The sequence below is a fragment of the Pseudomonas sp. WS 5071 genome, assembly GCF_012985765.1.
GTDB lineage: Bacteria > Pseudomonadota > Gammaproteobacteria > Pseudomonadales > Pseudomonadaceae > Aquipseudomonas > Aquipseudomonas lundensis_A.
Window position 1 is genome coordinate 72,802 of sequence record NZ_JAAQWY010000001.1, and the last position, 25,138, is coordinate 97,939.

Annotated in this window: 20 protein-coding genes; 17 read left to right on the plus strand and 3 right to left on the minus strand. The window is 57.5% G+C overall.

The features are described from left to right. Window positions 1-22: 22 nt before the first annotated feature. Window positions 23-874, plus strand: coding sequence for a flagellar motor stator protein MotA (motA, locus tag HBN61_RS00260; protein ID WP_094991945.1), 852 nt, complete (start codon window positions 23-25; stop codon window positions 872-874). A gap of 3 nt (window positions 875-877) precedes the next feature. Beyond that, a complete protein-coding gene (gene motB / locus HBN61_RS00265; protein ID WP_094991946.1) occupies window positions 878-1,870 on the plus strand; it encodes a flagellar motor protein MotB in 993 nt (330 codons plus the stop codon). A 41-nt stretch (window positions 1,871-1,911) separates the two neighbouring features. Here the strand turns inward: motB and rsgA are convergent, their stop codons facing one another. Then, a complete protein-coding gene (gene rsgA / locus HBN61_RS00270) occupies window positions 1,912-2,943 on the minus strand; it encodes a small ribosomal subunit biogenesis GTPase RsgA (RefSeq protein WP_094991947.1) in 1,032 nt (343 codons plus the stop codon). A gap of 106 nt (window positions 2,944-3,049) precedes the next feature. On the opposite strand from rsgA, the gene orn reads away from it, so the two are divergent. Together orn and HBN61_RS00280 are read left to right on the plus strand one after the other, a co-directional pair. Then, window positions 3,050-3,592 (plus strand): oligoribonuclease, encoded by a 543-nt coding sequence (gene orn / locus HBN61_RS00275; protein ID WP_170045944.1) that lies wholly within the window; start codon window positions 3,050-3,052, stop codon window positions 3,590-3,592. A 170-nt stretch (window positions 3,593-3,762) separates the two neighbouring features. After that, window positions 3,763-4,374 (plus strand): trimeric intracellular cation channel family protein, encoded by a 612-nt coding sequence (locus HBN61_RS00280; RefSeq protein ID WP_094991949.1) that lies wholly within the window; start codon window positions 3,763-3,765, stop codon window positions 4,372-4,374. Here HBN61_RS00280 and HBN61_RS00285 read toward each other — a convergent pair. After that, entirely contained in the window at window positions 4,356-4,640 is a 285-nt protein-coding gene (locus HBN61_RS00285; RefSeq protein WP_170045945.1) for a hypothetical protein, read from the minus strand. The genes HBN61_RS00280 and HBN61_RS00285 overlap by 19 nt on opposite strands. Window positions 4,641-5,237: 597 nt before the next feature. On the opposite strand from HBN61_RS00285, the gene HBN61_RS00290 reads away from it, so the two are divergent. Continuing rightward, a complete protein-coding gene (locus tag HBN61_RS00290; protein WP_169963720.1) occupies window positions 5,238-6,233 on the plus strand; it encodes a hypothetical protein in 996 nt (331 codons plus the stop codon). Window positions 6,234-6,288: 55 nt separating this feature from the next. Further along, complete coding sequence (locus HBN61_RS00295; RefSeq protein WP_170045946.1) at window positions 6,289-10,971, plus strand: RHS repeat domain-containing protein; 4,683 nt, start codon at window positions 6,289-6,291, stop codon at window positions 10,969-10,971. Between the two features lie 10 nt (window positions 10,972-10,981). Here HBN61_RS00295 and queG read toward each other — a convergent pair whose 3' ends face one another. Beyond that, entirely contained in the window at window positions 10,982-12,046 is a 1,065-nt protein-coding gene (queG, locus tag HBN61_RS00300; RefSeq protein ID WP_170045947.1) for a tRNA epoxyqueuosine(34) reductase QueG, read from the minus strand. Window positions 12,047-12,108: 62 nt separating this feature from the next. Between queG and HBN61_RS00305 the strand changes: the two genes are divergently transcribed. The 11 genes from HBN61_RS00305 to HBN61_RS00355 all read left to right on the plus strand — a co-directional run bounded on the left by HBN61_RS00305 (window position 12,109) and on the right by HBN61_RS00355 (window position 24,422). After that, window positions 12,109-12,969 (plus strand): NAD(P)H-hydrate dehydratase, encoded by an 861-nt coding sequence (locus HBN61_RS00305; protein ID WP_170045948.1) that lies wholly within the window; start codon window positions 12,109-12,111, stop codon window positions 12,967-12,969. After that, window positions 12,957-13,430 carry a tRNA (adenosine(37)-N6)-threonylcarbamoyltransferase complex ATPase subunit type 1 TsaE gene (gene tsaE, locus HBN61_RS00310; RefSeq protein WP_094991955.1) on the plus strand — a complete coding sequence of 158 codons (474 nt, stop codon included), beginning with the start codon at window positions 12,957-12,959 and terminating at the stop codon, window positions 13,428-13,430. The genes HBN61_RS00305 and tsaE overlap by 13 nt, the downstream gene beginning before the upstream one ends. Continuing rightward, complete coding sequence (locus tag HBN61_RS00315) at window positions 13,430-14,854, plus strand: N-acetylmuramoyl-L-alanine amidase (RefSeq protein ID WP_222931620.1); 1,425 nt, start codon at window positions 13,430-13,432, stop codon at window positions 14,852-14,854. Before tsaE ends, HBN61_RS00315 begins: the two co-directional genes overlap by 1 nt. Then, window positions 14,851-16,764, plus strand: a complete 1,914-nt coding sequence (gene mutL / locus HBN61_RS00320; RefSeq protein WP_170045949.1) for a DNA mismatch repair endonuclease MutL — start codon at window positions 14,851-14,853, stop codon at window positions 16,762-16,764. Before HBN61_RS00315 ends, mutL begins: the two co-directional genes overlap by 4 nt. Then, window positions 16,764-17,744 carry a tRNA (adenosine(37)-N6)-dimethylallyltransferase MiaA gene (gene miaA, locus HBN61_RS00325; RefSeq protein WP_094991957.1) on the plus strand — a complete coding sequence of 327 codons (981 nt, stop codon included), beginning with the start codon at window positions 16,764-16,766 and terminating at the stop codon, window positions 17,742-17,744. Before mutL ends, miaA begins: the two co-directional genes overlap by 1 nt. 89 nt (window positions 17,745-17,833) lie before the next feature. After that, window positions 17,834-18,094, plus strand: coding sequence for an RNA chaperone Hfq (gene hfq / locus HBN61_RS00330; RefSeq protein WP_047273123.1), 261 nt, complete (start codon window positions 17,834-17,836; stop codon window positions 18,092-18,094). A gap of 12 nt (window positions 18,095-18,106) precedes the next feature. Then, window positions 18,107-19,408 carry a ribosome rescue GTPase HflX gene (hflX, locus tag HBN61_RS00335; RefSeq protein ID WP_047273124.1) on the plus strand — a complete coding sequence of 434 codons (1,302 nt, stop codon included), beginning with the start codon at window positions 18,107-18,109 and terminating at the stop codon, window positions 19,406-19,408. A gap of 96 nt (window positions 19,409-19,504) precedes the next feature. Next, window positions 19,505-20,689: an FtsH protease activity modulator HflK gene (hflK, locus tag HBN61_RS00340; protein ID WP_094991958.1), complete on the plus strand. Its 1,185-nt coding sequence runs from the start codon at window positions 19,505-19,507 to the stop codon at window positions 20,687-20,689. Beyond that, entirely contained in the window at window positions 20,689-21,567 is an 879-nt protein-coding gene (gene hflC, locus HBN61_RS00345; protein ID WP_094991959.1) for a protease modulator HflC, read from the plus strand. Before hflK ends, hflC begins: the two co-directional genes overlap by 1 nt. Window positions 21,568-21,890: 323 nt before the next feature. After that, complete coding sequence (locus tag HBN61_RS00350) at window positions 21,891-23,078, plus strand: ATP phosphoribosyltransferase regulatory subunit (protein WP_094991960.1); 1,188 nt, start codon at window positions 21,891-21,893, stop codon at window positions 23,076-23,078. Between the two features lie 54 nt (window positions 23,079-23,132). Next, entirely contained in the window at window positions 23,133-24,422 is a 1,290-nt protein-coding gene (locus tag HBN61_RS00355; RefSeq protein ID WP_047273128.1) for an adenylosuccinate synthase, read from the plus strand. The last annotated feature ends 716 nt before the right edge of the window (window positions 24,423-25,138 follow it).

Genomic DNA, 25,138 nt, shown 5'->3' on the forward strand with positions numbered 1-25,138 from the left:
ACGCAGAAGTACCTGAATACCTATGGCTAAAATTATCGGCATCATTGTCGTGTTCGCGAGCGTGCTCGGCGGATACGTGCTTTCCCACGGCAAGATCGGGGCGCTGATTCAGCCGTTCGAGGTCTTGATTATCGGCGGGGCGGCGTTTGGTGCGTTCCTGCAGGCGAACCCCGGCTACATGACCATGCACGTGATCAAAAAATCGCTGGGCATGTTCGGTTCGCGCTTCACCCACACGTTCTATCTGGAAGTGCTGGGCCTGGTTTACGAGATTCTCAACAAAAGTCGTCGCGAAGGCATGATGGCCATCGAAGGCGACATTGAAGACGCCGCGGCCAGCCCGATCTTCGCCAAATACCCTTCCGTGCTCAAAGATGACCGCATGACCGCGTTTGTCTGCGATTACTTGCGCATCATGTCGTCGGGCAACATGGCGCCCCACGAGCTGGAAGGTCTGTTCGACATGGAGCTGTTCAGCCTTAAAGAAGAGCTTGAGCATCCTTCCCATGCCGTGACCGGGGTTGCCGATGGCATGCCGGGCTTCGGTATTGTGGCCGCGGTATTGGGTATCGTGGTGACGATGGCCTCCCTGGGTGATGGCGATCAGGCGATGATCGGCGTGCACGTAGGCGCGGCGCTGGTGGGTACCTTCTTCGGTATTTTGGCGGCTTACGGTTTCTTCGGCCCGCTGGCGACCTCGCTGTCCCACGATGCGAAAGAAGAACTCAACGTGTACGAATCCATCAAGGCGTCACTGGTCGCCTCTGCCTCGGGCATGCCGCCTTCGCTGGCGGTCGAGTTCGGCCGTAAAGTGCTGTATCCCAAGCACCGTCCGAGCTTCGCCGAGCTGGAACAAGTAGTCCGCGGTCGCTGATCCATGGAAAACAATCAGCCAATCATCATTAAGCGCGTCAAGCGCTTCGCGGCGGGCCACCACGGTGGCGCCTGGAAAATTGCGTTTGCTGACTTTGCTACGGCGATGATGGCGTTCTTCCTGGTGCTGTGGCTGTTATCCACAGCCACCCCGGAACAGAAAATCGCCATTGCCGGTTACTTCAAAGACCCGATCGGGTTCACCGAAACCGGCACGCCGTACATCATTGACCTAGGCGGCACGCCCACCCTGGCGCCGGACACCACGCTCAACCCTGAAGAAAAAATGCAGCCCCAGCCCGACAAGATCACGGTCGACACCGATCAAGTCGAAGGCATGGCCGAGCAGGTCGAGAAAGAACGCCTCGAACTGTTGCTTCAGGAGTTGCAGAACAAGGTTGAAGAAAATCCGCAACTGCGCAAATTCAAAGACCAACTGTTGTTCGAAATCACCCCCGACGGCTTGCGCATTCAGATCATGGACGCGGAAAACCGCCCGATGTTCGACGTCGGCAGTGCGCGGCTCAAGCCTTACTTTGAAGACATATTGCTGGCCATGGCGGACACCATCAAAGCCGTGCCGAACAAAGTCAGCATCAGCGGGCACACCGATGCCACGCCCTATGCCAGCGATGCAGAGTTTGGTAACTGGGAGTTGTCGGCCAACCGAGCAAACGCAGCGCGCCGGGCATTGATTGCGGGCAGTTATCCGCAGGATCAAGTCGCGCGGATCGTGGGTTATGCCTCGTCAGTACTGTTCGACAAGGTCAACCCGTTGAACCCGATCAACCGCCGCATCGACATCGTGGTGTTGACGAAGAAAGCGCAGCGGGCGATTGAAGGTGAGCAGGGCGCCGAGATGGCCAAGCCGGAAACGCCGACCACCCCGATTGACCCGATCACCTTGCCTGCTGACCAAGTGCCGCCCGCCATGCATGAAGAGCGGGAAAAACTGAACCTGTTTGATGACAAGGCGCCAGTGACACCGAAGCCTTGATCCCGCGTGCCCTCACCCCGCACAGAGGGTGAGGGCACCGTTCAGTAGCTCGACTCAGGCAAGCTGGCAATGATCGAACGGTAGCTGTTCATGCGTTGTTGCTGCACGCGGCCATCGTCCAGCGCCATCAGCAAGGCACATCCCGGCTCGCGGTCGTGCTTGCAGTCGCGGAAACGGCAACGGCCGATCAAGTCGTGGAACTCGATAAACCCGGCTTCCACATCCGCCCGGCTCACGTGGCCCAGACCAAACTCGCGAATACCGGGGGAGTCGATCAGCTCGCCGCCGCCCGGGAAGTGGAACAGCCGCGCCGTGGTCGTGGTGTGCGTGCCCTGACCGGAAATCTCGGACAGCGGGCCGACCCGCAGGTTGACCTCAGGCAGCAAGCTGTTGACCAGCGACGATTTGCCCACGCCTGACTGACCCACAAACACGCTGATATGCCCGTCCAGCTTGGCCTGCAACTGCTGCATGCCGTCGCCGTGGTGCGCGGACACTTCCAGCACCGGATAACCCAGCTGACGATAAACGCCCAGCAGCGCATTCAGCGCCGGGGCGTTTTGTTCGTCGATCAGGTCGGCTTTGTTGAGCAGCAGCAACGGGCGAATCCCCGCGTGCTCGGCAGCTACCAGATAACGGTCGATCAGATTGGCGTGCGGCTCGGGCATCGGCGCAAACACAATAACGATCATGTCGACGTTGGCGGCAACCGGCTTGAGCTGGCCACGGCTGTCCGGGCGACACAGTTCGGTTTTGCGCGGCAATTGGGCGACGATCACGCCAATCCCTTGATTGCCCGCGCGCCATACGACGGTATCGCCGGTCACCAGCGCTGGCAGGTTGGCGCGCAAGTGGCAGCGGAACATCTGGCCTTTGAGCTCGCCTTCTTGGGCCTCGACCTCGACCTGCACACCGAAGTGCGCGATCACCAGACCGAGTTGCTCGGGGCCCAGATCGCCCCCTTCAAGCGCTTCTACGGCACTGGATTCGCGTTTGGCGGCGCGGGCAGCGCGCTCGCCCTGGATCTTTTCGATGCGCCAGTTTTGGCGACGGTTGAGCTGGCGTTTGGCCATGGGTGTTCCGTGTTGATAAAACGATAAGGAGGGTAAAACGCTGGCGAGTTTAGCACGTGGGCTGCGTGCCTAAGCTAAACTGCGCGACTAAGCCCAGGAGCCTTCTATGCAAAACCCACAGAATTTGATTTGGATTGACCTGGAAATGACCGGTCTGGACCCAGACAACGACGTCATTATCGAAATGGCCACCATCGTCACTGACAGCAACCTCAATACCCTGGCTGAAGGCCCGGTCATCGCCATCCACCACAGCGACGACGTACTGGCGCGCATGGACGAGTGGAACACCCGCACCCACGGCAGCAGCGGCCTGACCCAGCGCGTCAAAGACAGCACCACCAGCATGGCCGAGGCCGAGGCACAAACCATTGCCTTCCTCGAACAATGGGTGCCTAAAGGCAAATCGCCGATCTGCGGCAACAGCATCTGCCAGGACCGTCGCTTCCTTTATACCCACATGAAAACCCTGGAAAGCTACTTTCATTACCGCAACCTCGACGTCTCGACGCTTAAGGAACTGGTTGCCCGCTGGGCACCTGAAGTGCGCGACAGCCTAGTGAAAAAAGGCACGCATCTGGCACTGGACGACATCCGGGAGTCGATTGCCGAGTTGCAGCACTACCGTAAACATTTCATCAAGTTCTGAAGATCGTGTCCCTGGCCGCTGCCATGGGCTGCCAAATGCTGCGCCGCAACCCGTTTGCGAAGGGGTTCGCGGCCTGCCGGCATCGTTTACAAAAGTACTGCCCCCGCTGCCCCCTTTTGGTGCCCGCGCCAACTGAGTAGACTGCGCGCCTTATTGCAAGGAACGCCGCCATGTTGCTGATGCTCTATTTAGTTGCCATTACTGCCGAAGCCATGACCGGCGCGTTGTCTGCCGGGCGTCGGGGCATGGACTGGTTTGGTGTGGTGCTGATTGCGTGCGTCACGGCGCTCGGCGGCGGTTCGGTGCGCGATGTGCTGCTGGGGCATTACCCGCTAACGTGGGTCAAGCACCCGGAATACCTGGTGCTCACCACTTTTGCCGCGCTGGTGACGATTTTTATCGCACCGCTGATGCGCCATTTACGCTCGCTGTTTTTGGTACTCGATGCGCTGGGGTTGGTGGCGTTTACCCTGATCGGCTGCATGACCGCGCTGGAAATGGGCCAAGGCATGCTGGTGGCGTCAGTCAGTGGGGTGATTACCGGCGTCTTTGGCGGCATCCTGCGTGACATCTTCTGCAATGACATCCCGTTGATCTTTCGTCGTGAGCTGTATGCCAGCGTGTCATTTGCGGCTGCGTGGTGCTTTTTGCTTTGCACTTACCTGAACATGCCCAACGAACAGGCGATTTTCGTCACCTTGTTCGGTGGTCTTTTGCTGCGCTTGCTGGCAATTCGCTTTAACTGGGAAATGCCCAAGTTCGTCTACAACGACGCGCACTGAGTCGGCTGCACACCTGCCAATAGCGCGTCGACCACGGCGCGCGCCCTCTCTACGTTGTGAGCCACGCGCCATAACCGCTCGGCTTCAAAGCGGCTGAGGTGGGGGCTGGTGTTGTCGGCGTTCAGTTCCGCCCCTTCGAGCAATAGTGAGAGCTGGTACAAGGCTTCCTCAGCCGTGACACCGGGGTTGATGCTGAATAAGGAAGAGCCGCAATGGGGTGTGGTGTGTAAAGAATTGAGAAGTGGATCGAGGGCGATTGCTTTCATTGATTTGCTCTCATAAATAAGTTGGAAAAACTGCTGTTATTCGCTGTCAATCGAAAGGTGGCAGTTGTGTGCGAGAACAACCAAGACCCGGCGCGCTCAACAGCCATAACACGGTGAAGGGTTGCTAGCGGTTGCCTTGCTTGTCCTCTTGCGGTCTGTCAAAACCGGTCACTGATTTCAGCGACGCGGCGAGACTGTTCTCGGATGATGCGTGTCACAAGGCGGGAGGATTCTCTCGGGAACTTGCCCCGAACGAAAGCGATGATCCAGGTGCAGACGTTGCAACTTCTGTAGGAGGTTTTTCATAACTTAACGCGGTCTTTGTAGGCGAATGTTTGGCCGTCATGTTGATATAACTATTTTTTGTGAACAACAGCGTATAACTCAATTATCCTGATAAGGATTTTCTTTGTTGAGTATTTTGTTTTAGGCGCGCCTGAACGGTATTCAGTGGCTGGGTAACATAGTTTGCTGCGATTACGCTGAATCAGCCTACACCTTATAGAGAATTTGCGGTGCGCTGTTGCTGAGTGGCTGAACTAATCTGCAAAGGCATGGAAGGATCTGTGCGGTCACCGTTAATCAGGGAGAGTGCTTGTGAGCGAATTATTAAAGGGTAGTGCTGCAGTCGATGAGGGCGAAATTGTAGGTGTTTCAAGGCTAAGTGTGGTTTTTGACTCGCACCCCAATAATGTGTCTAAAAAGATTTTTGCGAATGCGCGGATGCAGGCGCGAATCACTGTATTAATAAATTGTATCGATAATAATGGCCGTGATGTTCGGCCTCCGGACGCCATGCTCAAAAGCCTTAAACTTATTCACTATAACGGAGGCCATGATCTTGGGTCGCAGTGGACCGTTCGTGAAGTACCCAACCAATACAGGCATGACATCTCGGGCGTGGCAGGGCGTCAGCGTCGTGACGCCAGTGATGAAGATGAGCGCGGGGTGGTGGTTGAGCGCTGGGTCAGCTGTGATCAAATTGATGAAACCAGGATCGCGGTTGCTATTACCCTCCCCAATGGTCGGGTGGCAAAGAGCAATAACCCTCACTCTTTGATGGGTGGAAGTGACAGCTCGGTGACCTTGGAGGCGATTGCGCCAGTTCGTTATGGTGCGGAGTATTTCAGGTTGGAGAAAGTTGCTGAACCTGCGGGGGTTGGGCACAAGATTTACAAGTGGTATTTGGGGTTGCGTGTGGGTGCAAGTAACATTCCCCTACAAGACTGGATGACTAACGATATCGATGTATTCAGAGGGCAACCGTTTTACTGCGATCCTTGGACGGGCAATGTAATCAACTCTCCCTTATATGTTGTGGGTACTCTCATTCATGCAGGTACCCAATTAACTCATGTCTGGCTGCCTACAGATTCGGCAGACCATTCAGGGCGTTTCCGGCAGGACTACATCGTTAATGTGAATGACAGGCCTGGAGAACTGACACTTGTTCAAGGGCTTTCTGGATGGGGGGATCGATCTTGTCCGGTCAAAAAAAATCCTTGTTTTATCACCGTTATTGACGCTTTCGGGACGGAACATGCGCTGCATATTTTTGTGAATGAATATGAACAGGGTTTCGAGTTGAAGTAGCAAAAAAAGGGGGGGTCTATTCTGCGTGATAAATAAAATATGAAAGGGGTGCGTAATGCCAGTTGCGGGAAATAACGATATTTATTCAAATGCTTTTAACTTCGACAGTTTCCTGTCGGGAGGGGTGGATCCTCGCACAGGTATTTACAGTTGCAGGTTGTCGTTGGGCAACATCCAGTCTCAAGCGCTCAATGGTCCAGCCCTACCACTGAGTCTTCACTTTAATCCGCTTAATTCCTTTGATCGCGGTTTTGGTATCGGCTGGATGCTGACGGGTACGCGTTATGACCGGACAGCTAAAACGCTATCGCTGGCAAGCGGAGAAACCTATAAAACGCAGGAGTTACCGTCCAGGGTTTTGCTGACGGATCAGAAGCTTGAGCACCACAAGTTGCATGTCACAGGGGAAAAACGCTTTCTCTTGTCTACCCAAAATGGTCAATGTGAAGAACTGGCCATGATGGGGCTCAGCAACGTGGCGATGACGCAACGAATATGGAGTGCCAACGGGGCAAGTATTGAACTGGCTTACACGCTTTATAACGGTCATCCGATGTTGAGCGAGGTGCGCGATAGCCGTCGAACGCTGTTGTCGATCACGCGTACGGGCGCAGGATTAGAGCTCAAGCGCTTTCCCGGTTCCGATAAGGAGGCCACTTTCGTTATTCATTTAGTCAATGGCCGCCTCTCCAGTATTACGTTGCCCGGTGGTGGGCGATGGGAAATACGTTATCTGGTGCTCAACGGGCTGGCCTATCTGTCGCGTTTGTACTCGCCCCTGGGAGCGATTGAACATATAAGTTACAAAACAATGGGGCTGCGCTTTCCTGAAGGAAGCAGCATGCCTGCAATGGCTTCAGTGGCGACACACTCGGTATTCCCGGGTAATGGGCAGCCCTCTATTCATAAACACTTCAACTTTTCAGATACCAACTTCCTGGGCTTTGGCGCGGCCGGTTTCTCATCAGAAACGTCTGGCGACAGGCTTTACAAAGTCGTTGGAGATTACAGCTATGCATCGACCGAAACCCTGATGTCAGGGGGGGAGGTGCACAGTGAAACAGTGCGCACCTTTAACAAATTTCATTTGCTGGACGCTGAAGTGACTCGGTGCGGTGCAAAAAAAATATCCGAGCGGGTGGATTATCACACCGAGGCAGGCAAGTGCTTCAGGGACCAGCCTGCGCAATGCCGACTGCCAAAGCGCTCGCTGAAGCGCTACGAGGATGTCAAAACAGGCATTTTCCGTGAGGAGGTTACGCAGTTTGAGTTCGACACGTATGGCAATGAAGTCAAACGTGTCACACCTGATGGCCTTACCACGCTGACTGACTACTTCCCGAGTGAAGGTGCTGACGGTTGCCCGGCGGATCCCTTGATGTTTGTCCGGTTTCCACGTCAAAAAACGGTCTTCTCTGGCACTCACCCGCAAGAACCTCATCACATCACACGATTTCGGTATACCGCATTGGCGCTGCTTGAGGGCGCGACAGTTGCTTCGATTATTCCCGAGCGCGAGCAGTTCTATGTGCGTGTTGGTGAAACCGAGGTTTTGCATGAGCAAACCGATTATGAATACGCTGCAACACCTCAGGACCCCACTCTCCATGGACGCCCGGTAGCCAAAACTTCGACCCTCAACGGCTTGGCTACCAAAGAAACCCGAAGCTATGCCATCAGCCATCATGCAGTGACGGTAGAAACTGTACTGACAGGCCATGACGAAAGCCGCGCAACGGACCGGGTTGTTTACTGCGCATTTACGGGGGGCTGTTTATCGCTTAGCGAAGAAGACAAGGCACCAGTCGAGTATGAATATGACGCATTGGGGCGGGTGACACGCGAAACGGTGTCGAAGGCTTCGTCGTACCAAGCCTCAAAAACCAGGGCTTACCAGCTCCCTCAATCCGAGACGCAGTACCCCACGCTCCTCATTACTGATGTCAATGGCATGCAGCAGCGAGTGACATACGACGGTATTGGGCGTGTCTGCACGATTGAGGAGCAAGACGTAGAAAGCACTTCGAACGAACAGCCATTGCGGCTCATCAAGCGCAACCAGTACAACAGCCTGGGTCAGCTTCATAGCGAAACCGTTACAGACTGGCTGGGTGTCAGGCCGTTGGTGCTTCAGACACGCTATGCCTATGACGATTGGGGACAGGTCAAAACAACGCTTCATCCTGAAGGTGTGCAGGCGCATGTCGAGCGATCCCCTGAGCATTTATCGCAGACCTGCTGGAAACAGGGGCAGGGTAAAACGGTCACGTTTTTTAATACTCAAGGCAAACCTCTAAGTGTTGAGACCTTCGATTTGCAGGGCGTTAGCCAGTCCAAAACGACCCATGCCTATGATGGGTTTGGTCGATGCATTCGGCAGACGGATCCCGCAGGCAATGAGACGGCATTTGAGTACGACGCCTTTGGGCGCCTCTGTCGAAGCACTTTGCCCGACGCGACGGTTGTAGAGACCCGGTATGCGTTGTTCAGCAGCGAAGAACTGCCGGTGCAAATTCAAGCGGCTGACAAAGTGATCGGCACCCAGACGTTCGATGGCTTGGGGCGTTTGGTCGCAAGCAACACCGGGGGGCGGAAAACGACTTATGAATATGCACCGGGTAGCTCACTTCCACGTGCGGTCAGTCGACCCGACGGTCAGCGTAGCACCCGCGACTATGAAGCGATGCTTGATGGGGCAGTGGTCGGGCGTACGAGTGCGAATCAAACTTCTGTTTATGGTTATGACCCCCGTTCCGGCTTGCTCACTCGCGCCAGCGAACTGGGACGTACCAGCACCTATGAATACTCACGGGCGGGAAGGCTGAAGCGGGAGCAATGGGCCCTGGCGGGGAAGTTGTACGAAGCTTTTTACACCTACTCCCTGGGGGGGCGCGTGCTGAGCCATGTGGGTGTAGACGGTTCGCGCAGTGAGCACGGTTATGACGCATACGGCCGGCTGAAAACCATGAGTTGCGACGCTTTAAAGGCCGAGTGCGAGTACAACGCCCTGGGTCAGATGCACATCATCAAGGCCAGTGATGCCGCGCAACAACAGCTTACAACGACCATGAGCTATGACGAGGTGGGGCGGGAAGTGCAGCGCATGGTGCACGCCAATGGTGTCGAAAAATTCACCTTGAAAACCCGTTACACCCGCGCCAGTAAAGTTGCTCAGCGCAGCCTGTTGAATAACGGGGTCGTCCTGCGCGATGAGTATTTCGACTATGACCGTCGGGGGCGACTTGTCCATTACCGGTGTAATGGCACCCAGCGCCCCTGTAACCCGTTGGGTAAAGAGATTGTGGCCCAGCGCTTCGAATTTGATGCTTGGGACAACATTGTGTCGCTGCAGACAACCTTCGAGGGCGGCCAAAACACCACGACCTACACCATGAGCGAGAGTGACCCGACGCAGTTGATCAAGGTTGAGCACTCTCATGCGGACTATCCGGCGCCGGTTACGTTGCGCTACGAGGCCAATGGGCATTTGATTCTGGATGCTGCCGGACGGACGTTGAGTTATGACGGCTTGGGTCGTCTCACACAGGTGTCGCTGGCCGTGAATGCTGCCGTTCGCAAGTACGGCTACGACGCGGGGGACCGTTTGGTCGAGATGATCGATAGCGACACGGCCCCCCGGCATTTTTTTTATCGCGATGACTGTTTGGTCAATGAAGTTCAGGGCTCGGATACCACGACGTTTCTGCGCATGGGGAATACGCTGCTGGGGCAGGAGGAGCAAGGGGGCGCGACACGTACAGTCTTACTGGCGGGTGACTCACAGAAGACCGTGCTGGGTGCCTCTGTGAATGATCATGTTTCCTCGGTTGCATATGACCCTTATGGCAACCGGTCGATGCAAGGTGAGGTGCTGACCGGGCTCGGTTTCAATGGCGAGCGTTTTGACTCCGTGACTGAGTGTTACCTGCTGGGGAATGGCTATCGGGCATACGATCCTTTACTGATGCGTTTTCAGAGCCCGGACAACCAGAGTCCGTTTGGCGCCGGAGGGTTGAATCCCTATGCCTATTGTTTGGGTGATCCGATCAATCGAAGCGATCCTACAGGGCATTCCGTTTGGGAAGCTATCGTAGGCGCCGGTATAGCTGCGCTGGGTATCCTGGCAAGCATTGCAACGTTTGGTGTGGCTACCCCGCTGGCAATCGCGGGACTCGTGGCGGGCGTGACCAGTGGCATTGCGGGGATTGCCAGTGCTGTGTTTCAAGGGGCTTGCCCGGAGTCAGGTGCAGGCGAAATATTGGGTTATGTAAGCCTGGGGCTTGGGCTTCTATCAGTGGGTGTAGGCCTTGCAGCCTCGGGTAAAGTTTTCAGCCATTTTGGTAATCGTTTGCACGACGCCTTTAAGAGTGGGCTCGATGGAAAAGGGGCGCTAAAGGGGGGCAAGGCAATGGCAAGCGGTGCCAAGGGGAAAACGACGGCACCCGCTGTCAAATGGAAAGTTATTGCGCCCAAGCCGAAAAATATACGTTCAGATTTGAGTGAGAGTGCGCTGAATGACTATCACCGGTTTGTTAAAAGCATCGAAGAGCAGAATTTGCACCCGGGTATAGCCGCGCAAAAACTCGGTGACGCCAAGTACACCAGAATGAGTGGCACGGCTAAAAACATACATCAATATGAGATTCGTATAGGTGGAAAGGACCGCGTCACGTTTTTATTACACAAGGATTCAGTAGAAATACTCCAGGTTGGCGGGCACGCACTGATGAAGAAGTAAGCCAAAGCCTCTAGCGCGCCGCGTGCTGATCAAGCGCCCACTGCACATGCTCCTGCACCAGTGCTGACGGGTAATCGCGGCGTGCCTTCAATGCTTCCAGCACAGGAATGGTCGACGGCGCATTGCCCAGCCCCACGGCCAGATTGCGCAGCCAGCGCTCATAACCAGCCCGTCGCAGTGGCGAGCCTTCTGTGCTGCGCAGGAATGTGTCCTCATCCCACATGAACAATTCGGCCAGCTCAGCGTTGTCCAGGTTGTGCCGCGGCTTGAAGTCACCTTCAGCCGTGGTGCGGGCGAAGCGGTTCCAGGGGCATACGATCTGGCAGTCATCGCAACCAAACACCCGATTGCCGATCATGGCGCGCAGTTCTACCGGTATGGCGCTTTTTAGCTCAATAGTGAGGTACGAAATACACCGCCGTGCATCCAGCACATACGGCCCGACAAACGCATTGGTCGGGCAAATATCCAGGCAGGCCGTGCAACGCCCGCAGTGTTCGGTTTCGTGCGGTGCATCTTCGGGCAACGGCAGGTCGACAAACAGCTCGCTCAAAAAGAAGTAACTGCCCGCCTTGCGATTGAGGATCAAGGTGTTCTTGCCGATCCAGCCCAAACCGGCTTTTTGAGCGATGGCTTTTTCCAGCACCGGTGCGCTGTCGACGAAGGCACGAAAGCCGAACGGGCCGATCTGGGCTTGAATACGGTCCGCCAGTTGTTGCACGCGCTTGCGGATCAGTTTGTGGTAGTCGCGCCCCAAGGCGTAACGCGACACGTAGGCTTTTTCTGGCTGGGCCAGTAATTGCGCCATGTGCGTGTCGCCGGGCAGGTAGTCCATGCGCAGCGACACCACGCGCAAGGTACCGGGCACCAGCTCTTCAGGGTGCGAGCGTTTGCTGCCGTGAGCACCCATGTAGTCCATCTCGCCGTGATAACCCGCTGCGAGCCAGCGTTCGAGGTGTTGCTCGTGCTCTCCCAGATCGAGGCCGGCAATGGCGACATGTTGAAAGCCCAGCTCGCGGCCCCATTCCTTGATGGATTGAGCGAGAGCGGGTAGGTCGACAGTAATAGCAGGCATGAGGCAAGAGAAACCGGGGCTGAGATGCGTATAATTCTGCCAGACATCGGAGCCCGACACGTATGCCGCAGACCAAACACCTGTTATCTGAACCCGACCTCCTGCACGTAGCCACCTTGCCGCGCCTGCCTGCACGCGCGCCTGATGCGCATAAAGGCCAGTTCGGGCACGTGCTGCTCATAGGTGGAGATCGAGGTTTCGGCGGTTCCATCACCTTGAGTGCCCAGGCAGCCTTACGCAGCGGCGCCGGGCTGGTGTCACTGGCCACGCGCCCGGAGCATGTGCCCGCGGCGTTGACCCGCCTGCCGGAAGTGATGACCTTAGGTGTGTCGTCTGCCAATCAGTTGATGAGCCTTTTGGTGCAGGCCTCGGTGTTGGTGGTTGGCCCCGGTTTGGGGCAGGCAGCATGGGGCCGCAGCCTGCTGTCTGCAGCGGCGCAGGCAAAAATCCCGCAGGTGTGGGATGCCGATGCGTTGAATCTGTTGTCCAACGCTGACCTTGCATTGGCGCCGGGCTCCGTGATGACGCCGCATCCTGGCGAAGCGGCGCGGTTGTTGGGCATCAGCGCTGAACAGGTGCAGGCCGATCGTCCTGCGGCGGCGCGGGCACTGGTTAAAAAATACTCAGCTGTGTGCGTGCTTAAAGGCGCAGGCAGTTTGATTGCCGGGGTGGATGGCCAATTGGCGCTCTGCGATCTCGGGCATCCTGCCATGGCCACAGCCGGGTTGGGTGATGTGTTGGCAGGCGTGATTGGCGCATTCCTGGCACAAGGCATGTCAGCGTTTGATGCGGCGTGTCTGGCGGTGTGGCTGCATGCCCGCGCCGGAGAGCAACAAGGGATTCTGGGCAGAGGGCTGGCGGCCACTGATTTGATTCCAGCCATTCGTCAGTTGTTGGAGGAACACGCACCGTGCACACATTAAAACTGCAACTGGACGATGAAGCGGCCATGACCGCGTTTGGCGCAAAGCTGGCGAGTATCACCGAAGGCCATGGTCTGATCTTCCTTGAAGGCAACCTTGGAATGGGCAAAACCACCCTGTCACGCGGCTTGATTCGCGGGCTTGGGCATGTGGGTGCGGTTAAAAGTCCGACCTTTACGTTGGTTGAGCCCTACGAGATTGGCGACATTCGCGCCTTCCATTTCGACCTTTATCGCTTGGTTGACCCTGAAGAGCTGGAATTTCTGGGCATTCGCGACTATTTCGAAGATGACGCACTGTGTTTGATCGAGTGGCCCGAAAAGGGTGCAGGCTTTTTGCCAAAGCCCGACCTGACCATTACCATTACCCCTTATAACACCGGGCGTTTGCTGACGCTGACGCCCCAAGGTTCGCGTGGCGAGTCTTGGTGTGCCGCCTTGGCACCGGAAAACAATCAATGATGGGGTTTGGTATGCGCTTTCGCGCGTTAGTGAGTGTCGTTGGAGTGTTGCTCAGTGTCATGGCCGTCAACGCCTTGGCCGCGACCCAGGTAAAAAGCGTGCGACTGTGGCGCGCACCGGACAACACACGTCTGGTGTTTGACCTGACAGGCCCGGTGCAACACAGCGTGTTTACCCTCACATCGCCCGACCGGCTGGTGATCGACATCAACGGCGCTACTCTGGCAGGCGCATTGAATGTGCCGACGGCCAACACGCCGATTACCAGCTTGCGCTCGGCGCAACGAACACCTACCGACCTGCGCGTGGTGATCGACCTGAAAAAGTCCGTTACCCCGAAGAGTTTCGTGCTGGCGCCTAACGCCCAGTACGGCAACCGTCTTGTGGTTGACCTTTATGATCAGGGCGTTGATCTGGCGCCAAGCCTGCCTGCCACCAACGTGGCGAAAGTGCCCGTGGTGCCAGTGACCCCTGCGCAGCCTGATGTCGCATTGCCCCCGATTCCGAGTGGCAAGCGCAGTGTTGTGGTCGTGATTGACGCCGGCCACGGCGGTGAAGACCCGGGAGCTTCAGGTTCCCGCGGTCAACGCGAGAAAGATGTGGTCTTGGCGATTGCCAAAGAATTGCAGCGTCAGGTCAACGGCATGAAAGGCTTCCGCGCCGAGCTGACCCGGACGGGCGACTATTTCATTCCTCTGCGTGGCCGTACTGAGATTGCCCGCAAGAAGGGCGCCGATCTGTTCGTCTCGATCCACGCTGACGCCGCGCCTTCCAAGGCCGCGTTTGGCGCTTCGGTGTTTGCATTGTCTGAACGCGGGGCCACGTCTGAAACGGCGCGTTGGCTGGCCGACAGTGAAAACCGTTCTGACTTGATCGGCGGTGCCGGTAACGTCAGCCTGGACGACAAAGACCGCATGCTGGCCGGTGTGCTGCTCGACCTGTCGATGACGGCGTCGTTGACCTCCAGCTTGAACGTGGGCCAGAAAGTCCTGACCAACATTGGCCGCGTAACCCCGTTGCACAAGCAACGCGTGGAGCAGGCCGGGTTTATGGTGCTTAAATCGCCGGACATCCCGTCGATCCTCGTGGAAACCGGCTTTATCTCCAATGCCAACGAAGCCTCGAAGCTGGCGTCGGCGAACCACCAGCAGGCACTGGCGCGTTCGATCAGCAGCGGTGTTCGTCAGTTCTTCCAGCAAAACCCGCCGCCGGGCACCTATATTGCCTGGCTGCGTGATACGGGCAAAATTGCCCAAAGCGCCCGCGAGCACCGTGTGTTGCCGGGCGAAACCCTGGCCATGATCGCCGTGCGTTATCAGGTCGGCGTGGCCACGCTGCGCTCCAGCAACAGCCTGAAAAGCGATGAACTCAAGGTGGGTCAGACCCTCAGCATTCCCGCTGCTGAACTGGTGTCCAAGCAATGAGTGAGATTGAACTCACGAGCAGTGCGCGGATTGAGCTGCTCAGCCCGCGCCTGGCCAACCAGATTGCTGCGGGCGAGGTGGTTGAGCGCCCCGCGTCGGTGATCAAGGAGCTGCTGGAAAACAGCCTGGACTCCGGCGCCAAGCGCATTGATGTGGACGTTGAGCAGGCCGGTATCAAGTTGTTGCGTGTGCGCGACGATGGTAGCGGTATCTCAAGCGACGATTTGCCTCTGGCACTGGCGCGGCACGCCACCAGCAAAATTCGTGACCTTGAAGACCTTGAGCGGGTGATGAGCCTCGGTTTTCGCGGGGAGGCGCTCGCGTCCATCAGTTCCGTAGCGCGGTTGACCCTGACCTCGCGCACCCGTGGCGCCGACCAGGCGTGGCAAGTTGAAACTGAAGGCCGCGACATGGCGCCCCGGGTTCAGCCGGCTGCCCATCCCGTGGGTACATCGGTTGAAGTGCGCGACCTGTTCTTCAATACGCCTGCGCGGCGCAAGTTTCTCAAGACCGAAAAAACCGAATTCGATCACCTGCAAGAAGTGATCAAACGCTTGGCGCTGGCGCGCTTCGACGTGGCATTTAATTTGCGTCACAACGGCAAGCCGATCCTCAACCTGCATGAAGCCCGCGACGATGTGGCGCGAGCCCGGCGTGTGGCCGCAGTCTGCGGTTCGGCGTTCCTGGAGCAGGCGTTGCCGATTGAAGTCGAGCGCAACGGCTTGCATTTATGGGGGTGGGTGGGCTTACCAACGTTCTCGCGTAGCCAGGCCGACTTGCAATATTTCTACGTGAATGGCCGGGCCGTGCGCGACAAGCTGGTTGCGCATGCGGTGCGTCAGGCGTACCGCGACGTACTGTTTAACGGCCGTCATCCGACGTTTGTACTGTTTTTCGAGGTCGACCCTGCGGTGGTCGACGTTAACGTTCACCCGACCAAACACGAAGTGCGTTTCCGTGATGGGCGCATGGTGCATGACTTTTTGTACGGCACCTTGCACCGCGCGCTGGGTGATGTACGCCCCGAAGACCAATTGGCCGCCCCGGCGCCGGTGCCGGGGGCTGAACGCCCGACCGGTCTGGGTGCGGGTGAGTTTGGTCCGCAAGGTGAAATGCGCCTGGCCGCCCACGTACTGGAGCAGCCGCAGTCCGCGCCCACCCCGCACGTTGCCGGATCAGGCGCCGGGGCCGGTTATCAGTATCAATATCGCCCGCAGCCTTCCACGCCCTCGGTGCCCGCCGAAGAGGCGCGCAATGCCTACCGCGAATTTTTCGCGCCGTTGCCCGAAGCCAATGCATCGCCGCTGCCTGAGGGGCAGGGTGATATCCCGCCGCTGGGTTTTGCGCTGGCGCAGCTTAAAGGCATTTATATCCTGGCCGAAAATGCTCTGGGGTTGGTGTTGGTAGACATGCACGCAGCGCATGAGCGGATCATGTACGAGCGGTTGAAAATCGCTATGGCCAGCGAGGGTTTGAGCGGGCAGCCATTGCTGGTGCCCGAATCGATCGCCGTCAGTCAGCGCGAAGCCGATTGTGCTGAAGAGCATGCCGAATGGTTCCAGCGTCTGGGCTTTGAACTGCAGCGTCTGGGCCCGGAAACATTGGCCATCCGCCAGATCCCGGCATTGCTCAAGCAAGCAGAGGCCCAGCGTCTGGTGCATGACGTACTCGCGGACTTGATGGAATATGGCACCAGTGACCGGATTCAGGCGCACCTCAACGAACTGCTCGGCACCATGGCGTGCCACGGTGCGATTCGGGCCAACCGCCGCTTGGCGATCCCGGAAATGAACGGCTTGTTGCGTGACATGGAAAACACCGAGCGCAGTGGTCAGTGCAATCATGGTCGTCCCACCTGGACCCAAATGGGCCTGGACGATTTGGACAAACTCTTTTTGCGCGGTCGCTGATGACAGGTTCCAACGCATTACCTCCCGCCATTTTTTTGATGGGGCCGACGGCGGCCGGCAAGACTGACCTCGCCATTGAACTGAGCAAAGTTCTGCCCTGCGAGTTGATCAGTGTGGATTCGGCGCTGGTGTACCGCGGCATGGACATTGGCACTGCCAAACCCTCCCGCGACATATTGGCCAAACATCCGCACCAATTGATCGACATTCTCGATCCGGCACAGAGCTATTCAGCGGCCGACTTCCGTGCCGATGCCCTAAAAGCCATGGCCGAAATCACTGCTCGCGGCAATATTCCGCTGCTGGTGGGCGGTACCATGCTGTATTACAAGGCATTGATTGATGGGCTGGCAGACATGCCGGCTGCCGATCCCGAGGTGCGTGCGCAGCTCGAAGAAGAGGCACAGCGCCTGGGCTGGCAAGCTCTGCACGATCAGTTGGCGGCGATCGATCCGGAGTCGGCAGCGCGGATTCACCCCAACGATCCTCAGCGTTTGACGCGCGCGCTTGAGGTCTATCGGGTGAGTGGTCTGAGCATGACTGAACATCGTCTGAAACAATCTGAGCAATCTACTAAAGCAGCGGCTTCAGGCGCTAGCCAATTGCCCTATACTGTCGCGCACTTGGCCATCGCTCCGGCGGAACGTCAGGTACTGCATGAACGAATTGCACAAAGATTCGGGCAAATGCTGGAACAGGGGTTCATAGATGAGGTCCTAGCCCTGCGTAATAGAAGTGACCTTCATGCAGGGTTGCCGTCTATACGTGCAGTGGGCTATCGACAAGTCTGGGACTACCTCGACGGCAAGCTGTCGCAGGCCGAGATGAAGGAGCGCGGCATCATTGCCACGCGCCAGTTGGCCAAGCGGCAGTTCACCTGGTTGCGCAGCTGGGATGACCTGCATTGGCTTGACAGCCTGGCCTGCGACAATCTGCCACGAGCCTTGAAATACCTGGGATCGGTCTCCATATTGAGCTGAGTCTCCGGAAATGCCGTCTATCCTATGGGTGTGGCGTCATCGACCCTCTAAATTTTGTTTCTTTTTTTATCCTTACAGGAGTGCGGCATATGTCAAAAGGGCATTCGCTACAAGACCCTTACTTGAATACTTTGCGTAAAGAGAAGGTTGGCGTTTCCATCTACCTGGTCAACGGGATCAAGCTGCAGGGGACTATTGAGTCTTTCGACCAGTTCGTGATTCTGTTGAAAAACACCGTCAGCCAAATGGTTTATAAACACGCTATCTCGACAGTCGTTCCTGTGCGTCCAATTCGTCTGCCAAGCGCAGCAGAATCGGAACAAGCAGACGCTGAGCCAGGTAACGCCTGATAGGAGTCTGCTTTGTTCTTTGAGCGCCACGGTGGTGGTGAGCGAGCAATCCTCGTTCACTTGGAAGGTCAGGACCCTGAGGCGCGCGAAGATCCGCAGGAGTTCCAGGAGTTAGCTGTGTCGGCCGGCGCCGAGACCGTCGCGTTTTTTAACGTGCCGCGTCATCGGCCATCGGCCAAGTACCTGATTGGCAGTGGCAAGGTCGAGGAGTTGCGCGACCTGGTCAAGGCCGAGAAGGTCGACATTGTGATTTTCAATCATGTCCTCACGCCCAGTCAGGAGCGAAACCTCGAACGTGTTTTCGAGTGTCGCGTGCTTGACCGTACCGGGCTGATCCTCGATATCTTCGCTCAACGCGCCCGTACCCATGAAGGCAAGCTGCAGGTCGAACTTGCACAGCTTGATCACATGAGCACGCGTCTTGTGCGCGGCTGGACCCACCTTGAGCGTCAGGGTGGCGGTATCGGTTTGCGCGGGCCGGGTGAAACCCAGCTCGAAACCGACCGGCGTCTGCTGCGTGTACGCATCAGCCAGATCAAGGCCCGTCTGAAAAAAGTCCGCAGTCAACGCGAGCAGTCCCGTAGAGGGCGCCAACGCGCCGACATTCCTACGGTTTCGTTAGTGGGCTATACCAACGCCGGGAAGTCCACGCTGTTTAATGCGGTGACCGGCTCTGACGTGTTTGCCGCCGACCAGTTGTTCGCCACACTCGATCCGACCTTGCGCCGTCTCGATCTCGACGACCTTGGCCCCATCGTACTGGCTGACACCGTGGGCTTCATTCGTCATCTTCCGCACAAGCTAGTTGAAGCTTTCCGGTCTACGCTCGAAGAGTCGAGCAATTCGGATTTGTTGCTGCATGTAATTGATGCACACGAGCCGGAGCGCATGGCGCAGATCGAGCAGGTGATGGTGGTGCTGAACGAGATTGGCGCTCAGGACTTGCCGATCCTTGAGGTCTACAACAAAATCGATTTGCTCGAAGCGGTTGAGCCGCAGATCCAGCGTGATGCCGATGGCAAACCGCAGCGGGTCTGGTTGTCGGCCCGCGACGGTGAGGGGTTGGAGCTGCTGCAACAAGCCATCGCCGAGTTGTTGGGCAATGAATTGTTCGTTGGCACCTTGCGCTTGCCGCAGCGTTTTGCTCGACTGCGTGCACAGTTCTTTGAGCTGGGCGCGGTGCAAAAAGAAGAACACGACGATGAAGGTGTGTGCCTGCTGGATGTACGCCTGCCGCGAGCCGAGCTTAACCGCCTGGTCAGCCGCGAAGGGATGGAGCCAGCAGTGTTCATCGAAGAACACACTTTGCAATAAAAGCCTCGCAAAGCGGTCGTGCCGCTGTGATAGGCATTCTGTAGCATTGGTCGGCGCGCCGTGGGCGCGTCTTTGCTTTATCAGATGGAGAGCGCTATGGCTTGGAATGAGCCGGGTGGCAACTCGAACAATCAGGATCCTTGGGGTAGCAAACGCCCTAAAAATGGCGACCGCAAGGGACCACCAGATCTCGACGAGGCCTTCCGAAAGCTGCAGGAAAGCCTGAATGGGTTGTTCGGTGGTGGGAAAAAACGTACAGGCGGTAGCGATGGCGGTTCAAACGGCGGCAAAAGCGCCGGCTTTGGCGTGCTGGGCATCGTACTGGTCGTCATGGCAGCCATCTGGCTGTACAGCGCTGTTTACGTGGTCGACGAACAGGAGCAAGCCGTGGTGCTGCGCCTGGGCAAGTACTACGACACAGTTGGGCCGGGCCTGAATATCTACTTCCCGCCGTTCGATAAAAAGTACATGGAAAACGTGACGCGTGAGCGTGCGTATACCAAGCAGGGCCAGATGCTGACTGAAGACGAAAACATCGTCGAAGTGCCGCTGACCGTGCAGTACAAGATCAGCAACCTGCGCGACTTCGTGCTGAATGTCGATCAACCGGAAGTCAGTCTGCAACAGGCGACCGACAGTGCCTTGCGTCACGTCGTGGGTTCGACCTCGATGGACAAGGTTCTGACCGAAGGCCGTGAGCAGATGGCGATAGAAATCAAGGAACGCTTGCAGCGCTTCCTCGATACCTACAAAACGGGCATCACTGTGACTCAGGTCAACGTGCAGAACGCCGCAGCACCGCGTGAAGTGCAGGAAGCCTTTGATGACGTGATCCGTGCCCGTGAAGACGAGCAACGTGCTCGCAACCAGGCTGAAAGCTATGCCAATGGTGTGGTGCCGGAAGCACGTGGTCAGGCTCAGCGCATCATCGAAGATGCCAACGGCTACCGCGACGAAGTGGTTTCTCGCGCCAAGGGTGAGGCTGACCGCTTTACCAAACTGGTTGCCGAGTACCGCAAGGCGCCGGAAGTCACGCGTGATCGTCTCTACCTGGACACCATGCAGGACGTCTTCAGCAATACCAGCAAGGTACTCGTGACCGGCAATAAAAACGGCCAGAGCAACCTGCTTTACCTGCCGCTGGACAAAATGATCGAAGGCCGTAATGGCAACAGCACGCCGGCAACGGGTTCTGGCGCTGCAGCGAGCACCAATAATGATGCTGCTTCACATACCAGCACCGATCTGCCGCAACAGCCGCGTACCAGGGAGAGCCGCTGATGAGCAATAAATCGCTGATCGCCCTTATTGTCGGCGTAGTCGTGGCAGTGGTGGCCTGGAACAGCTTCTACATCGTCTCGCAAACAGAACGTGCGGTTCTGCTGCGCTTCGGCCGTGTGGTTCAGGCAGATGTCCAGCCCGGCCTGCACGTGAAGATTCCTTACGTTAACCAGGTGCGCAAGTTCGACGCCCGCCTGATGACGCTGGATGCGCCGACCCAGCGTTTTCTGACGCTGGAAAAGAAAGCTGTAATGGTTGATGCCTTCGCCAAGTGGCGTGTGAAAGATGCCGAGCGCTTCTACACCGCCACCTCCGGCATGAAGCAGATTGCTGACGAGCGCTTGTCGCGTCGTCTGGAATCCGGCCTGCGTGACCAGTTTGGTAAGCGCACCCTGCACGAAGTGGTGTCGGGTGAGCGTGATGCTTTGATGGCTGACATCACTGCGTCGCTGAACAAAATGGCTGAAAAAGAGCTGGGCATCGAAGTGGTCGACGTTCGCGTCAAGGCCATTGACCTGCCAAAAGAAGTAAACCGCAGCGTGTTCGAGCGCATGAGCACCGAGCGTGAGCGCGAAGCGCGCGAGCACCGGGCCAAGGGTAATGAGCTGGCAGAAGGCATTCGTGCCGACGCCGATCGTCAACGTCGTGTTCTGCTGGCTGAGGCATATCGTCAGTCTGAAGAGTTGCGCGGTGATGGTGATGCCCAGGCTGCTTCGATTTACTCCAAGGCTTACGGTCAGGATCAAGAGTTCTACAAGTTCTATCGCAGCCTGCGCGCTTACCGCGAAAGCTTTGCGAACAAGAGCGACGTACTGGTTCTTGACCCGAGCAGCGACTTCTTCCGTTACCTGGAAAAGTCCAAGCCGCAGCAACAATAAGGCGTCATGCCGTCCGATTGTGGTCTCTGACGTAACAATCGGGCGCATGCTTTCACTCCGCCTGGCGGGCAAATGGCCTGGCGGGGTGATCCTTTAAGAAAACGTGTGTATGATGCGGCAGCCGGGAAATTCCCGGCTTTTTTGCGTCTGCATGTTTGATTGACCGATCGGCTGGTACAGCGTCGGCAGATTTTTCGAGGAATGTGCTGTGTGAGCCTTTCGTTTAAGGCTTTTTTGCTGTGCGCGTTCAAGACGCAGCCACGTTCTGCTTTACTCAAGGCTCGCCTGCTGGCTGGCCGCCCGGATCATAGGGGAATGGCGTAATGGCAACGGTAGACCGCTGGCTCTTGCCAGATGGCATCGAAGAAGTACTTCCACCTGAAGCAGCCCGCATCGAAGTGGCGCGCCGTCAGGTGTTGGATCTGTTCCAGAGCTGGGGCTATGAGTTCGTCGTCACCCCGCATATCGAATACCTGGAGTCCCTGCTAACCGGGGCTGGCCAGGATCTCGACCTGCGGACCTTCAAGGTTATTGACCCGCAGACGGGTCGCCAGATGGGTTTTCGTGCCGACATCACGCCGCAAGTAGCGCGGATCGACGCGCATACCTTGCGCCGTGCCGGTCCTAGCCGTTTGTGCTACGCCGGCAGCGTGTTGCATGCTCAGCCGCGTGCCCTGTCATCTTCGCGCAGCCCGATCCAGCTGGGTGCCGAGCTGTATGGCGATGCGAGCCCGAGCAGCGATGTTGAAGTCATCAGCCTGATGCTGGCAATGCTGCAACTGGCTGACGTCCCGGATGTCCACATGGACCTGGGGCATGTCGGTATTTACCGTGGTTTGGCCCGTGCGGCCCGACTGTCGGTTGAAGTGGAACAACAATTGTTCGACGCCCTGCAGCGCAAGGCGATCGACGAAGTAACGGCCTTGACCGAAGGCTTGCCTGCCGATCTGGCGGACATGCTGCGGGCATTGGTTGATTTGTGTGGCGGTCGTGAGGTACTGGCTGCTGCGCGTGAGCGACTGGCCAGGGCTCCGGCGCAGGTCATGGCTGCTCTGGATGACTTGCTGGCGATTGCCGAGCGGTTGTCTGTGCGTTTCCCGCAGTTGCCGTTGTATTTCGACCTGGGTGAGTTGCGTGGGTATCACTACCACACAGGTGTGGTGTTTGCGGTTTTTGTACCGGGCGTTGGGGACTCCATTGCTCAGGGGGGGCGGTATGACGACATCGGCGCCGACTTCGGTCGTGCCCGTCCGGCAACCGGCTTCTCGACCGATTTGAAAACCCTGGTAACCCTGGGGCGTGCTGAAGTCGAGCTACCGTCTGGCGGTATCTGGATGCCTGACAGCACGGATGCGGCACTCTGGCAGCACGTTTGCCAGCTTCGCAGCCAAGGCCAGCGCGTGGTCCAGGCATTGCCTGGGCAGGCGTTGACCGCCGCCCGCGAGGCCGATTGTGATCGCCAATTGATTCTGCAGAACGGCGTGTGGCAAGTGATGCCGCTCGCTTCTTGAGTTTTCCCGCCGGCGGCTGCCGGCACCAAGTTTGCGCGAATGAGGACAAGTGTTATGGGTAAGAATGTCGTAGTCCTGGGCACCCAATGGGGTGATGAGGGCAAAGGCAAGATCGTTGATCTGCTGACCGAACATGCTGCCGCTGTAGTGCGTTACCAGGGTGGCCACAACGCTGGCCACACGCTGGTTATCGACGGCGAAAAAACCGTATTGCACCTGATTCCGTCGGGCGTGTTGCGCGAAGGCGTGCAATGCCTGATCGGCAACGGCGTCGTGGTTGCTCCCGATGCCTTGCTGCGTGAAATCATCAAGCTGGAAGAGAAAGGCGTACCGGTGCGTGAGCGCCTGCGTATCAGCCCGTCCTGCCCGCTGATCCTGTCCTTCCACGTGGCGCTGGACCAGGCCCGTGAAAAGGCCCGTGGCGAGCTGAAGATCGGTACAACCGGTCGCGGCATCGGCCCGGCTTACGAAGACAAGGTTGCACGTCGTGGCCTGCGTGTCGGTGACCTGCTGAACATGCCGCGTTTCGAAGCCAAGCTGCGTGAATTGGTGGAATACCACAACTTCATGCTGGTGGGTTTCTACAAAGAGCCAGCCATCGACTTCGACAAGACCCTGGCCGAGTGCAAGGAATACGCCGAGCTGCTCAAGCCGCTGATGCTCGACGTGACTGCCGAGCTGCACGACCTGCGTCGCGCTGGCAAAGACATCATGTTCGAAGGCGCGCAAGGTTCGTTGCTCGACATCGACCACGGCACCTACCCGTACGTGACCAGCTCCAACACCACTGCCGGTGGCGTTGCGACCGGTTCGGGCGTAGGCCCGATGTTCCTGGATTACATCTTGGGCATCACCAAGGCTTACACCACGCGTGTGGGCTCGGGTCCATTCCCGACTGAGCTGTTCGACGACGTCGGCGCTCACCTGGCCAAGCAAGGTCACGAGTTCGGTGCCACCACTGGCCGTGCCCGTCGTTGCGGCTGGTTCGACGCCGTTATCCTGCGTCGCGCTATCGACGTGAACAGCATCTCGGGCATCTGCCTGACCAAGCTGGACGTACTGGACGGTCTGGAAACCATCAACATCTGCGTAGGTTACAAAGACGCAGACGGTAACGAGATCGCACCGACCGACGCTGACAGCTACGTGGGCCTGCAGCCTGTGTACGAAGAAGTGCCGGGCTGGACTGAATCGACCGTGGGCGCCAAAACCCTGGAAGAGCTGCCAGCTAACGCACGTGCTTACATCAAGCGCGTAGAAGCACTGATCGGCGCACCGATCGACATCATTTCGACTGGCCCGGACCGCAACGAAACCATCGTTCTGCGTCACCCGTTCGCTTAAGTCGTACGCTGTCAAACAAAGGGCCCTTCGGGGCCCTTTGTTGTTTTTGCCGCGAATGCAGTTCACGGCATGACCCTTGCTGTAGAGAACCCATCAAAGGTGCCATCAATGTAATGGCACCGTCGTAGAGGGGTTCGTCATGTCAGCCATTCTTTCTCTGTTACGAAGCCGACTGTTGCGGCCCGTGTTCGTTACCCTTGGTATCGCCCTTTTGGTGCAAGTACTGGTCGCGGTTGCACTGACACGGAGCACGGTCACGGCGTTGGAGTCGGATCTGCACACGCGTTTGGGGGCCGACAGTCAAAAACTCTCGGCGGAACTGGAGCAAGCCGGAAACGAAGTAAAGGGCAGTCTGGAAGGCTTGTCGGCGAGTACGCGGCAACGCCTGACAGCAGGGTTATCCCCGCGCTTGAAAGCCGAGCAGGCGCAGGTGCGTACGACCCTTGAAAAAAGCTTGATGGATTCCGCGAACGACATGGCGCAACTCCTTGCCGCCGTAGCGCCGCGTGCGATGTGGGACAGCGACGTGCCTACCCTGTCTGAATTCGCCCGTCGTGCTCAGCGTAATCCCAACGTGCTGTTTGTGGTCTACGACGACGCCACCGGCCAGCACCTCACGCGTTACCTCAACCGTGAAAACCCAATCAACAAAGCGCTGCTGGAAAAGGGTCAGGGGGAGCGTGCGCTGGATAAAGTGCTGGATGCGGCACGCCATG

Bases quoted from the DNA above. Each gene is read 5' to 3' on its own strand.
- motA (WP_094991945.1), top strand. From the start codon at position 23: ATGGCTAAAATTATCGGCATCATTGTCGTGTTCGCGAGCGTGCTCGGC.
- motB (WP_094991946.1), top strand. From the start codon at position 878: ATGGAAAACAATCAGCCAATCATCATTAAGCGCGTCAAGCGCTTCGCG.
- rsgA (WP_094991947.1), bottom strand. From the start codon at position 2,943: ATGGCCAAACGCCAGCTCAACCGTCGCCAAAACTGGCGCATCGAAAAG.
- orn (WP_170045944.1), top strand. From the start codon at position 3,050: ATGCAAAACCCACAGAATTTGATTTGGATTGACCTGGAAATGACCGGT.
- HBN61_RS00280 (WP_094991949.1), top strand. From the start codon at position 3,763: ATGTTGCTGATGCTCTATTTAGTTGCCATTACTGCCGAAGCCATGACC.
- HBN61_RS00285 (WP_170045945.1), bottom strand. From the start codon at position 4,640: ATGAAAGCAATCGCCCTCGATCCACTTCTCAATTCTTTACACACCACA.
- HBN61_RS00295 (WP_170045946.1), top strand. From the start codon at position 6,289: ATGCCAGTTGCGGGAAATAACGATATTTATTCAAATGCTTTTAACTTC.
- queG (WP_170045947.1), bottom strand. From the start codon at position 12,046: ATGCCTGCTATTACTGTCGACCTACCCGCTCTCGCTCAATCCATCAAG.
- HBN61_RS00305 (WP_170045948.1), top strand. From the start codon at position 12,109: ATGCCGCAGACCAAACACCTGTTATCTGAACCCGACCTCCTGCACGTA.
- HBN61_RS00315 (WP_222931620.1), top strand. From the start codon at position 13,430: ATGGGGTTTGGTATGCGCTTTCGCGCGTTAGTGAGTGTCGTTGGAGTG.
- mutL (WP_170045949.1), top strand. From the start codon at position 14,851: ATGAGTGAGATTGAACTCACGAGCAGTGCGCGGATTGAGCTGCTCAGC.
- miaA (WP_094991957.1), top strand. From the start codon at position 16,764: ATGACAGGTTCCAACGCATTACCTCCCGCCATTTTTTTGATGGGGCCG.
- hfq (WP_047273123.1), top strand. From the start codon at position 17,834: ATGTCAAAAGGGCATTCGCTACAAGACCCTTACTTGAATACTTTGCGT.
- hflK (WP_094991958.1), top strand. From the start codon at position 19,505: ATGGCTTGGAATGAGCCGGGTGGCAACTCGAACAATCAGGATCCTTGG.
- hflC (WP_094991959.1), top strand. From the start codon at position 20,689: ATGAGCAATAAATCGCTGATCGCCCTTATTGTCGGCGTAGTCGTGGCA.
- HBN61_RS00350 (WP_094991960.1), top strand. From the start codon at position 21,891: ATGGCAACGGTAGACCGCTGGCTCTTGCCAGATGGCATCGAAGAAGTA.
- HBN61_RS00355 (WP_047273128.1), top strand. From the start codon at position 23,133: ATGGGTAAGAATGTCGTAGTCCTGGGCACCCAATGGGGTGATGAGGGC.